General features: G+C 52.7%; 13 protein-coding genes. 4 read left to right on the top strand and 9 right to left on the bottom strand.

All coding sequences use genetic code 11. The features are described 5' to 3' along the window. Positions 1-7 precede the first annotated feature (7 nt). Together AYK82_RS04860 and AYK82_RS04855 are read right to left on the bottom strand one after the other, a co-directional pair. Complete coding sequence (locus AYK82_RS04860) at positions 8-1159, bottom strand: ABC transporter ATP-binding protein (RefSeq protein WP_082733741.1); 1152 nt, start codon at positions 1157-1159, stop codon at positions 8-10. Between the two features lie 96 nt (positions 1160-1255). Continuing rightward, positions 1256-2353 (bottom strand): polyamine ABC transporter substrate-binding protein, encoded by a 1098-nt coding sequence (locus AYK82_RS04855; protein ID WP_068311951.1) that lies wholly within the window; start codon positions 2351-2353, stop codon positions 1256-1258. A 341-nt stretch (positions 2354-2694) separates the two neighbouring features. Between AYK82_RS04855 and AYK82_RS04850 the strand changes: the two genes are divergently transcribed. From AYK82_RS04850 to AYK82_RS04840, 3 genes are all read left to right on the top strand, one after another. Continuing rightward, on the top strand, positions 2695-4080 hold the full coding sequence (locus AYK82_RS04850; protein ID WP_068311948.1) for a glutamine synthetase family protein: 1386 nt from the start codon (positions 2695-2697) through the stop codon (positions 4078-4080). A gap of 318 nt (positions 4081-4398) precedes the next feature. Continuing rightward, positions 4399-5664: a diguanylate cyclase gene (locus tag AYK82_RS04845; RefSeq protein ID WP_208976382.1), complete on the top strand. Its 1266-nt coding sequence runs from the start codon at positions 4399-4401 to the stop codon at positions 5662-5664. A 210-nt stretch (positions 5665-5874) separates the two neighbouring features. After that, on the top strand, positions 5875-7089 hold the full coding sequence (locus AYK82_RS04840; protein ID WP_068311945.1) for a TsoY family (seleno)protein: 1215 nt from the start codon (positions 5875-5877) through the stop codon (positions 7087-7089). Positions 7090-7175: 86 nt separating this feature from the next. Here the strand turns inward: AYK82_RS04840 and AYK82_RS04835 are convergent, their stop codons facing one another. The 7 genes from AYK82_RS04835 to AYK82_RS04805 all read right to left on the bottom strand — a co-directional run bounded on the left by AYK82_RS04835 (position 7176) and on the right by AYK82_RS04805 (position 14598). After that, positions 7176-7706 carry a DUF934 domain-containing protein gene (locus AYK82_RS04835; RefSeq protein ID WP_172795185.1) on the bottom strand — a complete coding sequence of 177 codons (531 nt, stop codon included), beginning with the start codon at positions 7704-7706 and terminating at the stop codon, positions 7176-7178. A 19-nt stretch (positions 7707-7725) separates the two neighbouring features. Beyond that, positions 7726-8493, bottom strand: a complete 768-nt coding sequence (locus tag AYK82_RS04830; RefSeq protein WP_068311942.1) for a phosphoadenylyl-sulfate reductase — start codon at positions 8491-8493, stop codon at positions 7726-7728. Continuing rightward, positions 8480-10141 carry a nitrite/sulfite reductase gene (locus AYK82_RS04825; protein ID WP_068311939.1) on the bottom strand — a complete coding sequence of 554 codons (1662 nt, stop codon included), beginning with the start codon at positions 10139-10141 and terminating at the stop codon, positions 8480-8482. The genes AYK82_RS04830 and AYK82_RS04825 overlap by 14 nt, the downstream gene beginning before the upstream one ends. Before the next feature lies 1 nt (position 10142). Beyond that, positions 10143-10457: a DUF2849 domain-containing protein gene (locus AYK82_RS04820; protein WP_068311936.1), complete on the bottom strand. Its 315-nt coding sequence runs from the start codon at positions 10455-10457 to the stop codon at positions 10143-10145. A 10-nt stretch (positions 10458-10467) separates the two neighbouring features. Continuing rightward, positions 10468-11958, bottom strand: a complete 1491-nt coding sequence (cysG, locus tag AYK82_RS04815; protein ID WP_068311933.1) for a siroheme synthase CysG — start codon at positions 11956-11958, stop codon at positions 10468-10470. A 298-nt stretch (positions 11959-12256) separates the two neighbouring features. Beyond that, the gene (locus AYK82_RS04810) at positions 12257-13420 is read right to left on the bottom strand and encodes an acetyl-CoA acetyltransferase (protein WP_068311930.1); all 1164 of its coding nucleotides are present in this window, start codon (positions 13418-13420) and stop codon (positions 12257-12259) included. A 113-nt stretch (positions 13421-13533) separates the two neighbouring features. Further along, complete coding sequence (locus AYK82_RS04805) at positions 13534-14598, bottom strand: LacI family DNA-binding transcriptional regulator (RefSeq protein WP_068311927.1); 1065 nt, start codon at positions 14596-14598, stop codon at positions 13534-13536. 441 nt (positions 14599-15039) lie between these two features. On the opposite strand from AYK82_RS04805, the gene AYK82_RS04800 reads away from it, so the two are divergent. After that, complete coding sequence (locus AYK82_RS04800) at positions 15040-16305, top strand: ABC transporter substrate-binding protein (protein ID WP_082733739.1); 1266 nt, start codon at positions 15040-15042, stop codon at positions 16303-16305. Positions 16306-16361 lie beyond the last annotated feature (56 nt).

Here is a 16361-nt window from a genome sequence, read left to right as displayed (position 1 = left end):
CTCTCACTCAGGCTGTTAACAGCACACCGGCATCATAATCAAACGCGAGCCACACTTTATCTTCCCAAGTGATCGGGCGCTCAACGAGCCGGGTGGTGTTCGTGACGATTGTGCGGATGGTATGATCCTGCGAGACCTTTATATGATAGATAGACACATCGCCCATATAAGCGATGTCCCAAACTTCCCCTTGCAGGATGTTCTGGTTCTCGCCCTCTGGTTTTTCAAAGGAGATCCGAAGTTTTTCTGGCCGTACAGCCAAGGTGACTGATGACCCTAATTGCGGCTTCTCTCCAACCTCGACCTGTAGGGTTGTGCCAAGCTCTGCACTGTCGAGCGTGGCAACTGACGCATTCATGCCTTTGACTGTGCATTCAAAGAAATTGATATCGCCAATAAAGTCGGCAACATAGCGGGAACTGGGCTGCTCGTAGATTTCCCCCGGTGTGGCAACTTGCAGAATGTGGCCTGCGTCCATGACAGAAATGCGGTCCGCGAGGTTCATCGCCTCTTCCTGATCGTGCGTGACGATTAGGAAGGTCATGCGCAGCTCTTCTTGCAGATTCATGAGCTCTATCTGCGTTTCCTCGCGCAGCTTCTTGTCAAGCGCTGCCAGTGGTTCGTCAAGCAGCAACACTTTGGGGCGTTTGGCCAGAGAGCGCGCTAGCGCAACACGCTGTCGCTGTCCCCCGGAAAGCTGATGGGGTTTGCGGCGGGCAAACGGCTCCAGTTTCACAAGGCGCAGCATTTCGGCAACGCGGGCGCTTATTTCCCGTTTAGAAAAGGCCTCTTGCTTCAAGCCAAACGCGATATTGTCCCATACGCTCATGTGCGGAAACAGGGCGTATGACTGGAACATCATGTTGACTGGCCGCTTATGAGGCGGAACGCGGGTAATATCCTCGCCTTCGAGCAGGATACAACCACTTGTTGGCTGTTCGAAACCGGCCAACATGCGCATCATGGTGGTTTTACCACAGCCTGAACCACCAAGCAGCGCGTGAAACTCACGCTTGTAGATTTTTAGGGAGAGATTATCGACTGCAATATGGTCGCCGAATGTTTTGGTGACACTTTGGAACTCGATGAAAGGCTGGTTGGACGGTTCTTCCCACGGCGAGAACGTACGGCGTACGGGACCCAACGGTTTTTTTGCCATTCCCATCTCCCAGGATCGCAGGCGAAAGCGTTTTGTTGGAAAATAAGGGCAGAATGCTAGCAAACTGCCCTATCTTCTTTGCAATAAGTGTCCCGATTATTGACCAGTTTTCACTGTTGTCCAAGCACGGTTCATCACACGCTGAGTTTTCAGGGGTTTCGCGGTGATGGTATACAAACGCTGCATGACCTCTTCGGTGGGATAGATCGAAGCGTCTGAGGTAATTTCCTTGTCAACCAGCGGGGTCGCGTCGGCGTTCCCGTTTGCATACCAGACATAATCGGTCAGCTTTGCCGCAATCTCAGGCTGCATAATAAAATTCAAGAATGCGTGTGCAGCCTCAACGTTTTTCGCATCGGCAGGAATTGCAAACTGGTCGAACCACATTTGCGCGCCCTCAATCGGCAAAACGTAACTCACCTCCACGCCGTTATCGGCCTCTGCGGCGCGGTCACTTGCCTGCAAGATGTCCCCGGACCAGCCATAAGCGAGACAGATGTCGCCGTTTGCCAACGCATTTACGTATTCCGAATTGTGAAACTTGCGCACATAAGGGCGGATGCTTTCCAGCAATTCAGTGGCTTTCTTGATATCGCCTTTGGAATTTGAATCTGGCTCCAAGCCAAGATAGTGCAGCGCGGCGGGGAACATCTCGTCCGGCTCATCAAGCACATAGACACCGCAGCCAGAAATTTTCTTGAGCACCTCAGTATCAAACAGCAGTTTCCAGCTATCGAGCGGCGCATCTGGCAACAGGGCCTTTACTTTTTCCTCGTTTACGCCAAGGCCGGAGGTGCCCCACATATAGTTGATCGAGTAGCTGTTTTGCGGATCATAAACCTGTGTGCGGGCTTCGATGTCCTTGCGCATATGCTCCAGATTAGGCAGCTTGTCTTTGTCGAGCTTTTGGAAAACGCCGGCCTGAATTTGGCGCGCCAAGAACGTGGCGCTGGGAGCGACGACATCATAGCCGGTGTTGCCGGTCAGGAGTTTGGTTTCCAGTACTTCATTGGAATCGAACACGTCGTAATTAACAGTGATGCCCGTTTCTTCCTCAAACTGCTTCAAAACGTCGGTATCGACATAATCGGACCAGTTGTAGACGTTGACCTGTTTATCTGCCGCGCCTGCGCTGCTTGCAAGAAGCCCTGCCAAAAGTGCGACAGCCCCGCGGGCCACAATGGTTTTCTGCATTGGTTTACTCTCCATGAGGAAGCCGGATCGTACAGCATCATTGGCTGTTATCCGGTGGGTGTCACCATAGTCGATCCTCTAAGTGACGTTGAAACTATCTGGAAGCGCTGCACCTTCCAGTCACATTTTCTCTCTGCATTTCAGCTTTTGGGTTGCTAGCCCCGCCGCATTTCATTGTAAAGACTTGGCCAATAAATCTAGCGTATTTTACCCTGAGTAGCGTGGTTTTATACAGGAAACCCCGTGCTATGTTTAAGTATGTGTAGATTTGCTTGGCCGCTAACGCTTGAGAAGCGCCATGGAGAAGAGTACACCTTTTACATTCAAAAGATTGGCTCAAAATGTTGTCTGATAAGCAAATACAATCCGTGCGCGGCGTTGATGATATTGACGCGGCTCGCACGTGGCTCAAGCATCGAAACATCGCCGATATCGAGTGCATCGTGCCGGATATGGCCGGAGTAGCACGGGGCAAGATGATGCCCACGGAGAAGTTTTTTTCCTCCAGCGCGCTGACAATGCCCTCATCAATTTTTGCCCAGACGATTTCCGGGGACTACCCAGAGGACAATCGGAGTTTTCAGCACAACCCGACCGATGGCGACCTGATATTCAAACCCGATTATGCCACGCTAACCGCTGTGCCTTGGGAGAGCGACCCCACAGCACAGCTTATTCATGATGCCTTTAATAAGGATGGTAGTGCCTGCGAAGTGGCTCCGCGAAGCATCTTACGGCGAATTCTCGTCCTTTACGCAAAAGAGGGATGGAAACCGGTTATTGCACCGGAGATAGAATTTTATCTGGTGAAGCCGAACAGCGACCCTGACTACCCACTGGAGCCTCCTGTTGGCCGCTCTGGCAGGCCGGAGGTGGGGCGGCAGAGTTATTCCATTTCTGCCCTTAACGAGTTTGATGAGCTGATTGATGACATTTACGACCTTTCCGAGGCACAAGGGCTTGAGATTGATACCTTGATCCACGAGGAAGGTGCTGCGCAGATGGAGATAAACCTGCGCCACGGGGATCCGCTTGAACTGGCGGATCAGGTTTTTTTGTTCAAGCGTACGATCCGAGAGGCCGCGCTGCGGCATGATATGTACGCGACGTTTATGGCCAAGCCGATGACGTTGCAGCCCGGCTCTGCCATGCATATTCACCAGTCCGTTGTAGATGTTGTGTCGGGGCAAAATATTTTTTGCGACGCCGATGGTGGTATAAGCCCGCTATTTCGCTATTTCATTGGCGGGCACCAAACCTATATGCCCGCACTAACGCCTATTATGGCGCCTTTTGTTAATTCCTACCGCCGCTTTGCAAGAAACTCTACGGCGCCAACCAATCTCTATTGGGGGGATGACAATCGCACAGTGGCTTTCCGGATTCCCTCCTCCGATCCATCCGCACGCCGCTTGGAAAATCGCGTGCCCGGCTCTGATGCAAACCCGTATCTGGTGATCGCAGCTAGCTTGGCCGCGGGTTACCTTGGAATGAAAAACCATATTGAGCCCGACGAAGCACGGCAGACAGATTACAGCGGGATGGTTTCTGCATTACCACGTACGATGCTGCATGCAGTTGAGCTGTTTGAGTCTAACCTCGACTTGATTGAGCTATTTGGGGAACAGTTCGTAGCAACTTATCGCGCGATTAAGCTCGAGGAGTACGAAACCTTCATGTCTGTTATTAGTGCTTGGGAGCGCGAATATTTGCTAATGAACGTGTAAAATCAGATGCTTCAGCATTTTATGTATACATTATTTGCCAAGTACCTTAGTTTTATTGGCCAACCTACTAAAGGTTGAGACGCTTTACCACGGTTATTTAAAATAGGACAAATATTCAAATTCACACTAAATTACAATATTCTAAGGTATCATTACAGATTAAACTCAAGCAAGATATACTTGCAGTGCTAAAATAGTTAAAATTTTATCTTTTTTCTCCTGTCTTTTTTCCCTAATAAATGTGCCTTAGGTTTTTATGATTGCAGATAAACGGGTAGTGAATTGAACTTGCCGCTAAAAAAAAGCATGGACGCACATGTGCGCCCAAAAAAGCGGGTTTTGCTGGTAGAGGATGCAAACTTCTTTACCCGCGTCATTTCCAATGAGCTTGAGAAGTGTGGTCGCTATGAAGTTGCCACGGCGCGGTCTTTTGAAGAAGCGAAGCAATTGCTGGCCTCAGGTGCATTTGCACCCTTTATGGCGCTTGTCGACTTAACCCTGCCAGATGCGCGAAATGGCGAGATTGTTGATCTTACTGTGGCGGCTGGGCTGCCCACTGTTGTATTCTCCGGACGATTTGACGAGACGATCCGCCGGAGTATTTTAAGTAAGGGCGTTGTTGATTATGTTTTAAAGGACACCCCTTCAAGCCTGAACTATTTAAGTGATCTTGTACGCCGTATTGACCTAAACCGCTCGACGCACGTTCTGATTGTTGATGATGCGCCTGTCGATCTCAGTGTGCTGCGACAACGCCTAGAACGCTATTGCCTCAACGTTCTCATGGCTAGTACTGGCCAAGACGCTCTACAAATCCTCACGGAACGACCGGATATCCGCTTAATGCTGCTTGACCATGGACTTCCGGACATGAGTGGCTTTGATGTTTTGTCGCAAGTGCGGCGGATGCGCGGGGTACGCGACCTAGCGGTTCTTGGCATATCCGCGTCGCCAACACCTGAACTCACGGCAAAGTTTTTGAAATGCGGCGCGAGTGATTTTTTGGCAAAAGCCAGCTCCCCAGAGGAGCTCATCCTTAGAATATCGCAGAACTTAAACCAGCTCGACCGGATTCAAGAGCTGAAAGTACTGGCAAACCAAGACCCAATGACACGGTTTTACAATCGACGTTACCTCTACAGCGAGGTTGATCTCTTGCATGCGCGCTTACGTAATGAGGGCAAGTCCCTACGCTACGCGATGGTTGATATTGACCGCTTTAAAAGAGTGAACGATCAGTTTGGTCATGATGTTGGTGACTGGCTCATCCTTGAAATCGCCGAACGCATTGATGAGTTGCTCCCCAACACGGCGCTTGCGATACGCATGGGCGGCGATGAATTCTGTCTCGCACTTCCCGATACAGACCGCGAGGCTTGTAAGGCGTTATTATCAAGCTTGCGCTTGTCAATGCCGTTGTCTATTCCCGGGGCAAATGATGACAGCATGCGGCCAACTGTGAGCATCGGCGTCTCTGATGGTACCGAGGCGACTTTACGCGATGGGCTGCGCGCCGCAGATACATGTCTTTACGAAGCAAAGCGTTCGGGACGTAACAAAGTCATCATGGCATCAGAGCTTTAAGCGATTTGAATTGCAGGATTCGCCAAAGTCTTATGTTTTAGATAAACCTAATATTGGGTAATTAATCATCGCATATTTACGATCATAAATGTGTGTCGTTGAAAATATCATATAAGTTACAATAGCATAATGAAAACCAGCATTCGGCGCGCGGTACTTTTGTTTTTTAGCATTAACTAATATTCTTCTTTTTAGCAAAGGAGAACCAAGATGAAACTCAATGACAATATGCAAGGCAGTTATTCGCCGCTCTACTTTTTAAGCTCAGTTGGAGCTGGCGGCTTGGCCATTTCATTTTTTATGTACCTTATGTGGCTCACTCCTCATAAGGGATCGCCAATTCCAAGTTTTACCTCCCTACAAGCCCTGTTCGCAGGACATCAAACTGGCTTACAGATTATGGCTGTGCTTGCTCTTTTAGGGGTCGCCTATTTCGCTTTTACCCATCTGCGCCTCCTCCTGTGGAACTTAAGCCAGTTTAAAAAGTGGCGGCAATCGGCGGCGTATTCGACATTTGTCAAAAGCAATGCAGAAAGCCAAGTGATGGCGCTGCCCCTCACCTTCGCAATGACGATGAACGCCCTGTTTATTGCCGGGGCTCTGTTTGTCCCCGAACTGTGGGAACAACGCGAACTGCTCTTTCCGGTCTCATTGCTGGCATTCTCCGCAATCGGGATTTATGGCACGCGTATTTATCTGAATTTCATCTCCAGAGTGCTGGCCGAGGGTGGGTTTGACTGCGCCAAAAACAACAGCCTCGGGCAAATGGTTGCGGTGTTTGCCTTCTCGATGATTGGTGTGGGCTTTTCTGCGGTTGCTGCCATGAGCCATGTCAAGATTGTTAGCGTGCTTGGCTTTGTTGGCGCGACTTTGTTCATCACAGCCGCGATTGTTTTGGGGCTAATCAAGCTGGTTTTAGGCTTCCGTGCGATGATGGAGCACAGCGCTGCAGCAGAAACAACTCCAACCCTATGGATTCTTATCCCTCTCACCACTGTTGTCGCCATTGCCCTTTATCGTTTGAAAATGGCGCTGGCCCACAACTTCGACATGCCAGTCAGCGCAGCAGGTAGCTTCGCATTCTTCACAGCTATACTTGCGATCCAATTGCTGTTTGCCGCGCTTGGCTGGGCCGTGATGAAGCGTGTGGGCTATTACAGCCGCTGGATCTCTGGGCCGGAGCGCTCTGCTGGCGCTTACACGCTGGTGTGCCCGGGTGTCGCTCTGTTTGTTCTTGGTAATTTCTTCGTCAATATCGGCTTGGTCAAACTTGGTTTGGTCACCAGCCTGTCTTTGGCGCATTTGGCACTTTATGCGCCGCTGGTACTGTTACAGCTGATCACCGTTTGGCTATTCTTAAAGCTAAACCGAAAACTTCTGGCATCGCCAACACAAACCCGAGGTGGAAAGCCGCGGGCGGCTTGAACACCGAGATAACAAAGAAACAGGCGGAGCCTTTGCGCCGCCTGTTGCCGCTTAAAGCCCTAACAGAAAAGGCAATTGCTACCCGTTCATACCTGCGCTTGGCGCAGCCATGGCCGATTGGAAGGTGCCTCTTCAGCCCGAGTGGTAACGGGCTGAGTGTAGACCGTCACTTCATTCAGGTTTCCCGCCACAAGAGCGGGTTTCAGGCGGGGGTTATCCAGCGCAAAACTATCAATACCGCAACGCTGCATAAAACCAATTTGATCCAGAATAAACGGACCAACTGCGCGCAATTCGCCCTTAAAGCCTAAGGTTTCGCGCAGGATATGCGCCGATGAAAAACTCCGCCCATCCGCAAATGAAGGGAAATCCAAGGCGACGATTGGCAGGAGTGTGAGCACATCCTGCAGAGCGAGAGGGTCATCCCCGGCGCCTAGAATTACCCCAAGATGGCCTGTTTCCAGTGGTTCTGCAAGCGCTTCGCGTTCCAGCAAAAACCTTTGCAGAGGTATAAGAGAGTGCACTGCGGGATCTACAGCAGCTTCCGCTTCCGGCCTCTGCCAGCGGTCTTCGCTAATTGCACCATCTTTATAGACTTCACGCATTATCTCGCCCATTGTTTTATCCTTAGCCACCTTAGATACCACTGCCATCAGCCTGTTTGCCAAGGGTAGGGAAGTGAATTCCGCATTCAGTTTTGTTTTTACCTCGCCAACGGCCAGAGCGCGGGTCTTCCCCCTCCGCGACCTTGTCAGTACATGGCATGCAACCAATGGAAGGATACCCTTGCGCCACCAAAGGGTGCGGCGGCAACTTGTGCTCTTTGGCGTAGTCTAGGACCTGCTTTGCGCTCCAGTCAGCAAGCGGATTTACCTTAATCCGGCCTTCTTCGGCCTCAAACCATTGCAACTGCGCACGAGTGCTGGCCTGATGGCGCTTGCGACCGGAAATCCAGCTATCGAAGCCTTCAAGAGCCGTTGCGAGGGGAACAACCTTGCGAATGTGGCAGCAGGCGTCAGTATCCTTAATCCACAATGCGCCCATAGGGTCTTGCTGCTTCAGTACACTGACCTCTGGCTTGATTGATCGCACACCGGTGAGGCCAAGGCGCTCGATCAAGGTATCTCGATAAGTTTTCGTTTCACCGAACAATTTGCCGGTATCGATAAAAACCACCGTTACGTCTCTATCGATCTGGGCTGCCATGTGGAGGAGCACAGCGGAATCCGCACCAAAGGAGGAGACTAGCGCGGTGTTAGCACCAGCCTCACCAGCAAGAGCTGCCGCCAAGACGGTTTGCGCATCCCGATCGCCATAGCGTTCATTCAGCAGCTGTGCTCTTGCCTCAAGGTTTTGAACTGGCTGCGGGCTGAAGGATGCGCCCAAATATCTAGCTGGTTCCATAAAGCGCCTCTTTGAACGGTTCAGCCCCTAAACGGCGGTAGGCATCAATGAAGCTTTCCTCGTTAGAAGAGCGCTGTTCCAGATAGGTATCGACAACTGTTTCAACGGCCTCTGCAATCTCGTCTGCTGGAAAGCCACGGCCGATGATCTTACCAATTGCGGTATTTTCATCCGCCGAACCGCCAAGCGTAAGCTGGTAGAGCTCTTCACCTTTGCGATCGACGCCAAGAATGCCGATATGACCCACATGGTGGTGGCCACACGCATTGATGCAGCCTGAGATTTTCAGCTTTAGATCGCCGATCTGGCGCTGTTTTTGCTCGTCAGCCAAGCGTGTGGAGATTTCCTGTGCAATCGGGATAGAACGGGCGTTTGCCAAGGCGCAATAATCGAGGCCCGGGCAGGCAATCATATCAGAGATAAGGCCCGCATTTGCTGTTGCCAGACCGTGTTTTTGCAAGAGCGCAAAAACCTGAGCCACTTCGGCCAGCTTAACATGCGGTAGTACGAGGTTTTGTTCGTGTGACACACGCAGCTCGTCGTGGCTGAATTGCGCCGCCAAATCTGCTGCAACGCGCATTTGTTGCGATGTTGCATCGCCCGGCGCGCCGCCCTCCGGCTTTAGTGAGATGGTCAGGCTGGTGTAGCCCTCCACCTTGTGGGGGTGTGAGTTGCGGCTCACAAACGCTGCAAGCGCGGCGTCGCTGGCCATCGCATCTTGTAGCTGCTGCCAACCAGTTACATCCGCCTGCACGCCCTCGGGCATGGCAAAGTAGGCATCAATACGCGCAACTTCTTCTGCAGGCAGGGTAAGGACTTTGCCGCGAATGCGCGCGAACTCCGTTTCAATATCCGCTTTGAGCTCCTCAAGCCCGGTCTCATGGACGAGGATCTTAATACGCGCCTTATATTTGTTATCGCGCCGACCATAACGATTGTATACACGCAGGATCGCCTCGCTGTAGGACAGCAAGTCGGCCTCCGGCAAGAAGTCACGCACCTTGCGCCCGATCATTGGTGTTCGGCCAAGCCCGCCGCCAACAAACACAACAAACCCGGTTTCGCCCTTTTCGTTTCGGGTCAACTGGAGACCGATGTCATGCACTTGCACCGCCGCGCGATCACGCGCTGCGCCGGTGATAGCGATCTTGAACTTGCGCGGCAAGAACAAGAATTCCGGATGCAGTGAAGACCATTGGCGCAAGATTTCGGCATAGACGCGCGGATCGGCAATCTCATCAGCCGCTGCGCCAGCAAACTGATCGGTGGTCACATTGCGAATGCAGTTGCCCGAGGTTTGGATGGCATGCATCTCCACGCTTGCCAAATCCCGCAGGATGGCAGGTGTGTCACTCAGGGTTGGCCAGTTGAATTGCACGTTTTGTCGTGTGGTAAAGTGGCTGTAGCCACGGTCATATTTATCTGCAATATCGGCAAGCTTGTGCATCTGGCGCGCACTCAACGTGCCATAGGGAATGGCAACACGCAGCATGTAAGCATGTAGCTGCAGGTATAGACCATTCATCAGGCGCAGAGGCTTAAACTCATCCTCAGTCAACTCACCGCTTAAACGGCGGCGCACCTGATCTTCAAACTGGCTAACGCGCTCATCCACGAATTGCTGGTCGAATTGGTCGTAACGGTACATCTTAAAGTGCTCCTGCCGCAGCGGCGCCTGCTTGCGCTTGCTTGCCAAGGTCTTTGCGGGTGGTTGGGCCTGCTGCGCGGATCAGCTCTTTCAGCTTAACCGGAACCCAGCGGCCTGCATCCTCTTCCACATCGATTTCGTAGGCACCTACAACGACTTGTTCGTTCTCGGCCTGCTTGGCCAGCAGATGTGCGGCGTCGCTATGCTCTTGCGGCTCGTAGACCCATGCTTGGGGCAGGAAATCTGCCCAGCCGCCGCTTTGTGTCATCCATACGACTTCGCCATCCAACAGGCGATTTGCTGTAAAAACTTTCATTGGCTTCTCCTCAAGCGGCGGCGCTTTGGTACTGGCTGGATTTTTGGGTTGCGGCCCCAAATGGTTTGGCCGCTTCTATTTGGGCATGGGCAACGGCTGCACCGATAATGATCAGTGTGGGGCCGGTTACCTCTTCATTTTTTGCAAGGTCCTGCAGCTGGCTCAAACAGCCGCTGTAAACCTGCTCAGCCTGTTGGCTGGCATTTTCTACCGCCAAGACGGGCGTAAGGGCGCAAAGGCCCGCCTCTTGCAGTGTATTGGCGACTTTGGCCGCCACGCTTTTACCCATGTAGACAGCAACAGTGCTGCCAGAAAGAGCAAGGTGCCCCCAGTTCGGCAGGATTTGCCCGTGCTGGTCGTGACCGGTTGCATAAACAATGGAGGATGCCACGCCGCGCAGACTAAGAGGCAGTTTGGTAGAAGCCGCGCTGGCAGCTGCGGCGGTGATGCCCGGCACGATATCATAGGAGATGCCGGCCTCTTGTAGCGCGGCCATTTCCTCTCCGGCGCGGCCAAAGACCAGCGGATCACCGGCCTTAAGGCGAACAACGCGGCGCCCGGCGGCGGCGTGTTCAACCAGCTTTGCGCTGATCTGTTCTTGCGAATAGGCATGCGCACCTTTGCGCTTGCCAACATAGATGCGCTGCGCGTCGCGGCGCCCCATGGCAACCACAGCTTCTGGCACAAGCGCATCATATAGGATCACATCTGCCTCTTGCAGCACGCGTTGTGCGCGCAGTGTCAACAAATCCTCGGCACCGGGGCCTGCGCCCACAAGCCAGACAAAGCCTTCTTGTTGCTGTGCGCCATTCAGCAGGCGCTGCGCGGCGCTACGGGCCTTCTCCGGCTGTCCGGCCAACACATTATAAGCAACAGGACCTGAGAAAAACTGCGCCCAGAAACGGCGACGCGCGATACCACTAGGCAACAGCCTTGCCACAGTGTCGCGGAAGCTTTCGGCCAGCTGCGCTAAATCACCAGCTTGCAGCGGCAAAAGGCTCTCTATTTTCGCACGAATATGGCGGGCATATACCGGACCAACGCCGGTTGAGGTAATGGCGACGGCAACAGGCGCGCGATTAACAAGCGCGCCCACATAGAAATCACAGAGATGCGGGCGATCCACCGCATTGGCGGGCACGCCGTGGGCGCGTGCAAACTCGATCAGCTGCCCGTCGCGCTTTTCGTCGCCCGTGGCGGTGAACAGCAGGGCGGCCTCTTGGATATGCTCTGCCTGCGGCTCGACTTGTAGAAGCTGCGCGCCTGCACTGTCGATGGCTTGTTGCAGTGCCGCATCCGGCCCCGCTGCTATGGAAGGGGGCGTGATAACCAGCAGATTGGCATTGGTTTCAGACAGTAGGCGCACTTTTGCTGCTGCCTCGCCATCAAAACCGATAATAACGACTGACCTGGCTGCGACTTTCTGGAAAATCGGAAAAACATCAAGCTTGCGCTTGGAAGCGCTGCTGCTGCCAGCGGCGCGAGTGGCATTGCTGAACATCACATCCTCCTTCTACGCAAAGCAACCCGTTTAATTGTAGCGGTAGCCTACGCAGAAGCCCCTAAAGAGGCGCGGCATGTGGTTTCAAAGCTTGGCAGGGAATTAGAAAAGGATTTCAGTTGCGCGCACCGTGCCGATGCTCGAATTTGATTGCGCAGATTGCGCCTTTTTCACAATCAGTTTTCTTGGGATTGCTCGTCTTCAAAATGGCATTTCATGTTGCGTGACGTTTTTGGAGGAGAATACGGGGGCAGCAGAAAAAACTACTGCCCCGCATTGTCACCCACTGGTGGAATCGTTAGCGCCAGCGCTGCAACACAGATACGTAATTGGCAACTGCGGCGCCGCCCATATTAAACACGCCAGCCAGTTCTGCGCCATCAATCTGGATGCCATCTGCCTCGCCACACAGCTGCATCGCACTGAGCGCATGCATGGAAACGCCTGTGGCGCCAATGGGATGCCCCTTTGCCTTGAGCCCGCCAGAAGGATTGACTGGCAGACGTCCCTCTTTGTGCGTCCACCCCTCCAGAATAGCCTTAGCGCCCTGCCCTACCTCTGTCAGACCCATGGCTTCGTATTCGATCAGCTCTGCGATGGTGAAGCAATCGTGGGTTTCGACAAGATCCAGATCCCAGATGTTAAGGCTCGCCTCTTCCAGCGCTTTGCCCCATGCCATGCGGCAGCCATCAAAGCGCAGGATGTCCCGTTTGGACATCGGAAGGAAATCCTGTGCATGTGCGCGCGCGCGGAACGCCACCGCCTTTGGCGCTGACAACGCAACCGTGTTGTTGGTCAGCACCAAAGCGGCTGCCCCGTCGGACACCAGTGAGCAATCCGTACGTTTTAGCGGCCCTGCGACCCGCGGGTTTTTCTCGGATTCTTCTTGGCAGAACTCAACAGAGAACTCTTTTCGCATCTGCGCTAGGGGGTTGGTAAAGCCGTTTTTGTGCGCCTTAGCGGCGATATGCGCCAGCGCCTCCGTGTTGTCGCCATGACGCTGGAAGTATAGCTCCGCGATTTTACCAAAGACACCGGCGAACCCAGCAGGTGTGTCTCCATCCTCTGGCAAGTAGGAGGCTTTAAGCAGATTTGCGCCAATCTGAGGGCCGGGCGTTGTTGTCATCTGTTCGACACCGACAACAAGCACATGGCGGGCGGCACCACTATCGACAGAGCGCACCGCTTGGTGCACCGCAGCAGAGCCGGTGGCACACGCATTCTCTACACGGGTTGCCGGTTTAAAGCGCAGATCATCTGAGGCCTGCAGCACGAGAGACGCCGTAAAATCCTGAGCACTAAAGCCAGCATTGAAATGCCCAAGATAAATTTCATCAATGTCTTTGGCTTCCAAACCCGCATCCGCTATTGCCCGAGCGGTGACCTTGGTGATGAGCGTTTCAACGGTCTCGTCCGCGAGCTTGCCAAAGGGCGTGTGCGCCCAACCGATAATTGCTGCCATGTTTGCCTCCGTGTGCGGCAAGGGCCGCGAGCATTTTGATACCTTGGAGGATGTTTTCACCAGTTACGCTGCAATGCAATAAGACGGTAGGATAGGATCACCTGCCCAATCACCTAGGATGAACCGGGCGCTGCGCCAACGGACCCCCGCAAGACGAACTCCGGCTGCCAAACTATCTGCAGCTCCTCTATTGGCACGCCGTCCAACGCCTTCATGGCAATTTCTGCTATTTCATGCCCTGCAGCGCGTAAAGGTGATCTAGTCACTGTTAGCGCGGGCTCTAGCTCTTCCGCGCGGTTGACCGGCAGAACATCGTCATGCGCGATTATGGAAATGTCTTTCCCCACTTGCAGGCCTGCTCTACGGCACGCACGGTATGCCCCCTTGGCAGAAAACACATGGGAACACAATATAGCCGTTGGCGGATTTGGCAGAGCGAGCAAGCGCTTGGCCGCCTCGTATCCGACATCCTCCGACATCTCGCCGCGATGGATATACTCCTCCGGCGCGGTTAGTTCAGCCTCTTCCAACGCCTGTCTCCAACCGCGCTCGCGATCAACTGCAAACGAGCGGCCTCGCTCACCATTAATTATAGCAATTCTCTTATGCCCGAACTGAAGTAGAAGCTTGGCGGGCTCGTAAAAGACATTAAAATTATCAATATCGAGATAGGCGTAGTTATAGCGCGACGGCGCAGTGCCATGCACGACGAAGGGCATTCCCAGTTGTTTTAGTTGGCCGATGCGATCTTCACTCAGGTACACATTCGATAAAACGACCAAGTCAACGGAACCACGCATGGCAAAACGCTTATAGGCGTCCTCTACGCTGCCCTCTGTTGCAGAAATCATAATATCGCAATCACTTTGGGATGCTTTTTCGGAGAGGCCAGCGAGGAACTCCCAGAAATTGGGGTCAACCAGCAATGAATGGTCTGAGGGAAAAGCAATTCCTATGACTTTCGCCTTGCCGGTCGCCAAACGGCGAGCGCTAAAATTTGGGCGATAGCCAAGCTCCTCTGCCGCCGCGATTACACGTTCTCGCGTTTTTTCGGAAACATCTTTGTAGCCATTCAGGGCGCGACTCACTGTGGTTTGCGACAGGCTCAAATGCGCAGAAAGCTCTTTCAGATTCGCACGTTTTCCTGAGGATCCAACAGGTTTTCCGTTATTATTCATAGAGTTAATTCCAATAGATCCCAAACAATCAATGTGCCCACTCAGTACTATACACAAATGCCCTCAGGAGAAAATCAAAGCGCTTTGGAAATAGTGTACCACCTGTGATCTATCACGAGATATGTGACTAAAATCACATATATATCAATAGGATCATCAACGCATGCATAACGAAGAACACTATGACATAACGTAGAAAACACTGATTTCGTTAGGTCATTATGCACAGGAATGCGCACTGCACACGATAGGTGATATAAATCACGCTTGACTAACAATCTGTGTTGGAGGACTATACTTACCAAAGCGCTTTGGATAAATTCCATTGGCTTTTTGGAGGGGTCTTTGGGGATCTATTTCATTTTGTAACCTCTTCAAATTATTGGTGTTCTGGCCCAACAATTGTTGTGGGTTAGGATGTTTCGAGTTGGAGGAATCTCGATGAAAATGCGTAGCGTATTGCTGGGAACTGTTTTTGCTGCTGCTGGTGCTCTGGGGAGTGCATCTGCTGCTGAGGTTGCCGTAACCTGTGACACCGTTGGTCAGGCTCATGACCTGTGTGTTAAAGCTGTACAGGAATGGGAAGCAAAAACCGGCCACACCGCGAAGATTGTTAGTGTACCCCAATCCGCAACCGAGCGTCTGGCCCTGTACCAGCAAATCCTTGGTTCCGGCTCCAATGACATTGATGTTTTTCAGATTGACGTGATCTGGCCAGGTATTCTGGGTAGCCACCTGCTGGACCTGAAGCCTTATTCCAAAGGCGTTGAAAACGAACACTTCAAGCCAATCATCGAGAACAACACCTATAAAGGTAAGCTCGTTGCGATGCCGTTCTACACGGATGCTGGCCTGATGTTCTACCGCAAAGACCTCTTGGAAAAGTATGGCAAATCTGTACCGACCACTTGGGAAGAATTGACTGCAACTGCAAAAGACGTGCAGGCAAAAGAGCGCGCTGCTGGCAACGACAAGATGTGGGGCTTTGTTTATCAGGCAAAAGCCTATGAAGGCCTAACCTGTGATGCCATCGAGTGGATCGACAGCTTCGGTGGTGGCGACATCGTGAATGCGGAAGGCGACATCACAGTTAACAATCCGAAAGCTGCTGAAGCCTTGACGCTTGCTGCGAGCTGGGTTGGCGATATCGCCCCTGAAGGCGTTCTGAACTATATGGAAGAAGATGCCCGCGGCGTGTTCCAATCTGGCAACTCCGTATTCATGCGCAACTGGCCTTATGCGTGGTCGCTTGGTCAGGGTGCTGATTCTCCGATCAAAGGTAAAATCGGTGTAACGGCTGTGCCTAAGGGCGGCGCAGACGGTAAAGCCTCTGGTGCGCTGGGTGGCTGGCAGATGGCTGTCTCCAAGTACAGCAAGGACCCAGAAGCTGCGGCGAGCCTTGCTTTGTGGCTGACCTCGAAAGAACAGCAGAAGAACAACGCCATCGAAGGGTCTTACAACCCAACCATTACTGCGCTTTACGATGATAAAGACGTGCTGGCAGCGAACCCGTTTATGGGTGACCTGAAAGCGACCTTTACCAACGCGGTTGCTCGTCCTTCCCGCGCAACCGGCGCAAACTACAACAAAGTGTCCAACGCATTCTATAACGCTGTGCACAATGTTATCAGCGGCAAGTCCGAGGCCGACGCCTCTCTTGCTAAGCTGGAAAAAGACCTGAAGCGCATTAAGCGCAAGGCCTGGTAAGCCCAGGACACCTGGCCCTGCCCACGGGCGGGGCCTTTTTTACTTTCGGCGGCGAG

Source organism: Polycladidibacter hongkongensis (assembly GCF_001561995.1).
Taxonomy (GTDB): Bacteria; Pseudomonadota; Alphaproteobacteria; order Rhizobiales; family Stappiaceae; genus Pseudovibrio; species Pseudovibrio hongkongensis.
Note: the sequence above shows the minus strand (reverse complement) of the source record. Positions and strands in the feature narration are given on the sequence as shown.

Bases quoted from the DNA above. Each gene is read 5' to 3' on its own strand.
- AYK82_RS04860 (WP_082733741.1), bottom strand. From the start codon at position 1,159: ATGGCAAAAAAACCGTTGGGTCCCGTACGCCGTACGTTCTCGCCGTGG.
- AYK82_RS04855 (WP_068311951.1), bottom strand. From the start codon at position 2,353: ATGCAGAAAACCATTGTGGCCCGCGGGGCTGTCGCACTTTTGGCAGGG.
- AYK82_RS04850 (WP_068311948.1), top strand. From the start codon at position 2,695: ATGTTGTCTGATAAGCAAATACAATCCGTGCGCGGCGTTGATGATATT.
- AYK82_RS04840 (WP_068311945.1), top strand. From the start codon at position 5,875: ATGAAACTCAATGACAATATGCAAGGCAGTTATTCGCCGCTCTACTTT.
- AYK82_RS04835 (WP_172795185.1), bottom strand. From the start codon at position 7,706: ATGGGCGAGATAATGCGTGAAGTCTATAAAGATGGTGCAATTAGCGAA.
- AYK82_RS04830 (WP_068311942.1), bottom strand. From the start codon at position 8,493: ATGGAACCAGCTAGATATTTGGGCGCATCCTTCAGCCCGCAGCCAGTT.
- AYK82_RS04825 (WP_068311939.1), bottom strand. From the start codon at position 10,141: ATGTACCGTTACGACCAATTCGACCAGCAATTCGTGGATGAGCGCGTT.
- AYK82_RS04820 (WP_068311936.1), bottom strand. From the start codon at position 10,457: ATGAAAGTTTTTACAGCAAATCGCCTGTTGGATGGCGAAGTCGTATGG.
- cysG (WP_068311933.1), bottom strand. From the start codon at position 11,958: ATGTTCAGCAATGCCACTCGCGCCGCTGGCAGCAGCAGCGCTTCCAAG.
- AYK82_RS04810 (WP_068311930.1), bottom strand. From the start codon at position 13,420: ATGGCAGCAATTATCGGTTGGGCGCACACGCCCTTTGGCAAGCTCGCG.
- AYK82_RS04805 (WP_068311927.1), bottom strand. From the start codon at position 14,598: ATGAATAATAACGGAAAACCTGTTGGATCCTCAGGAAAACGTGCGAAT.
- AYK82_RS04800 (WP_082733739.1), top strand. From the start codon at position 15,040: ATGAAAATGCGTAGCGTATTGCTGGGAACTGTTTTTGCTGCTGCTGGT.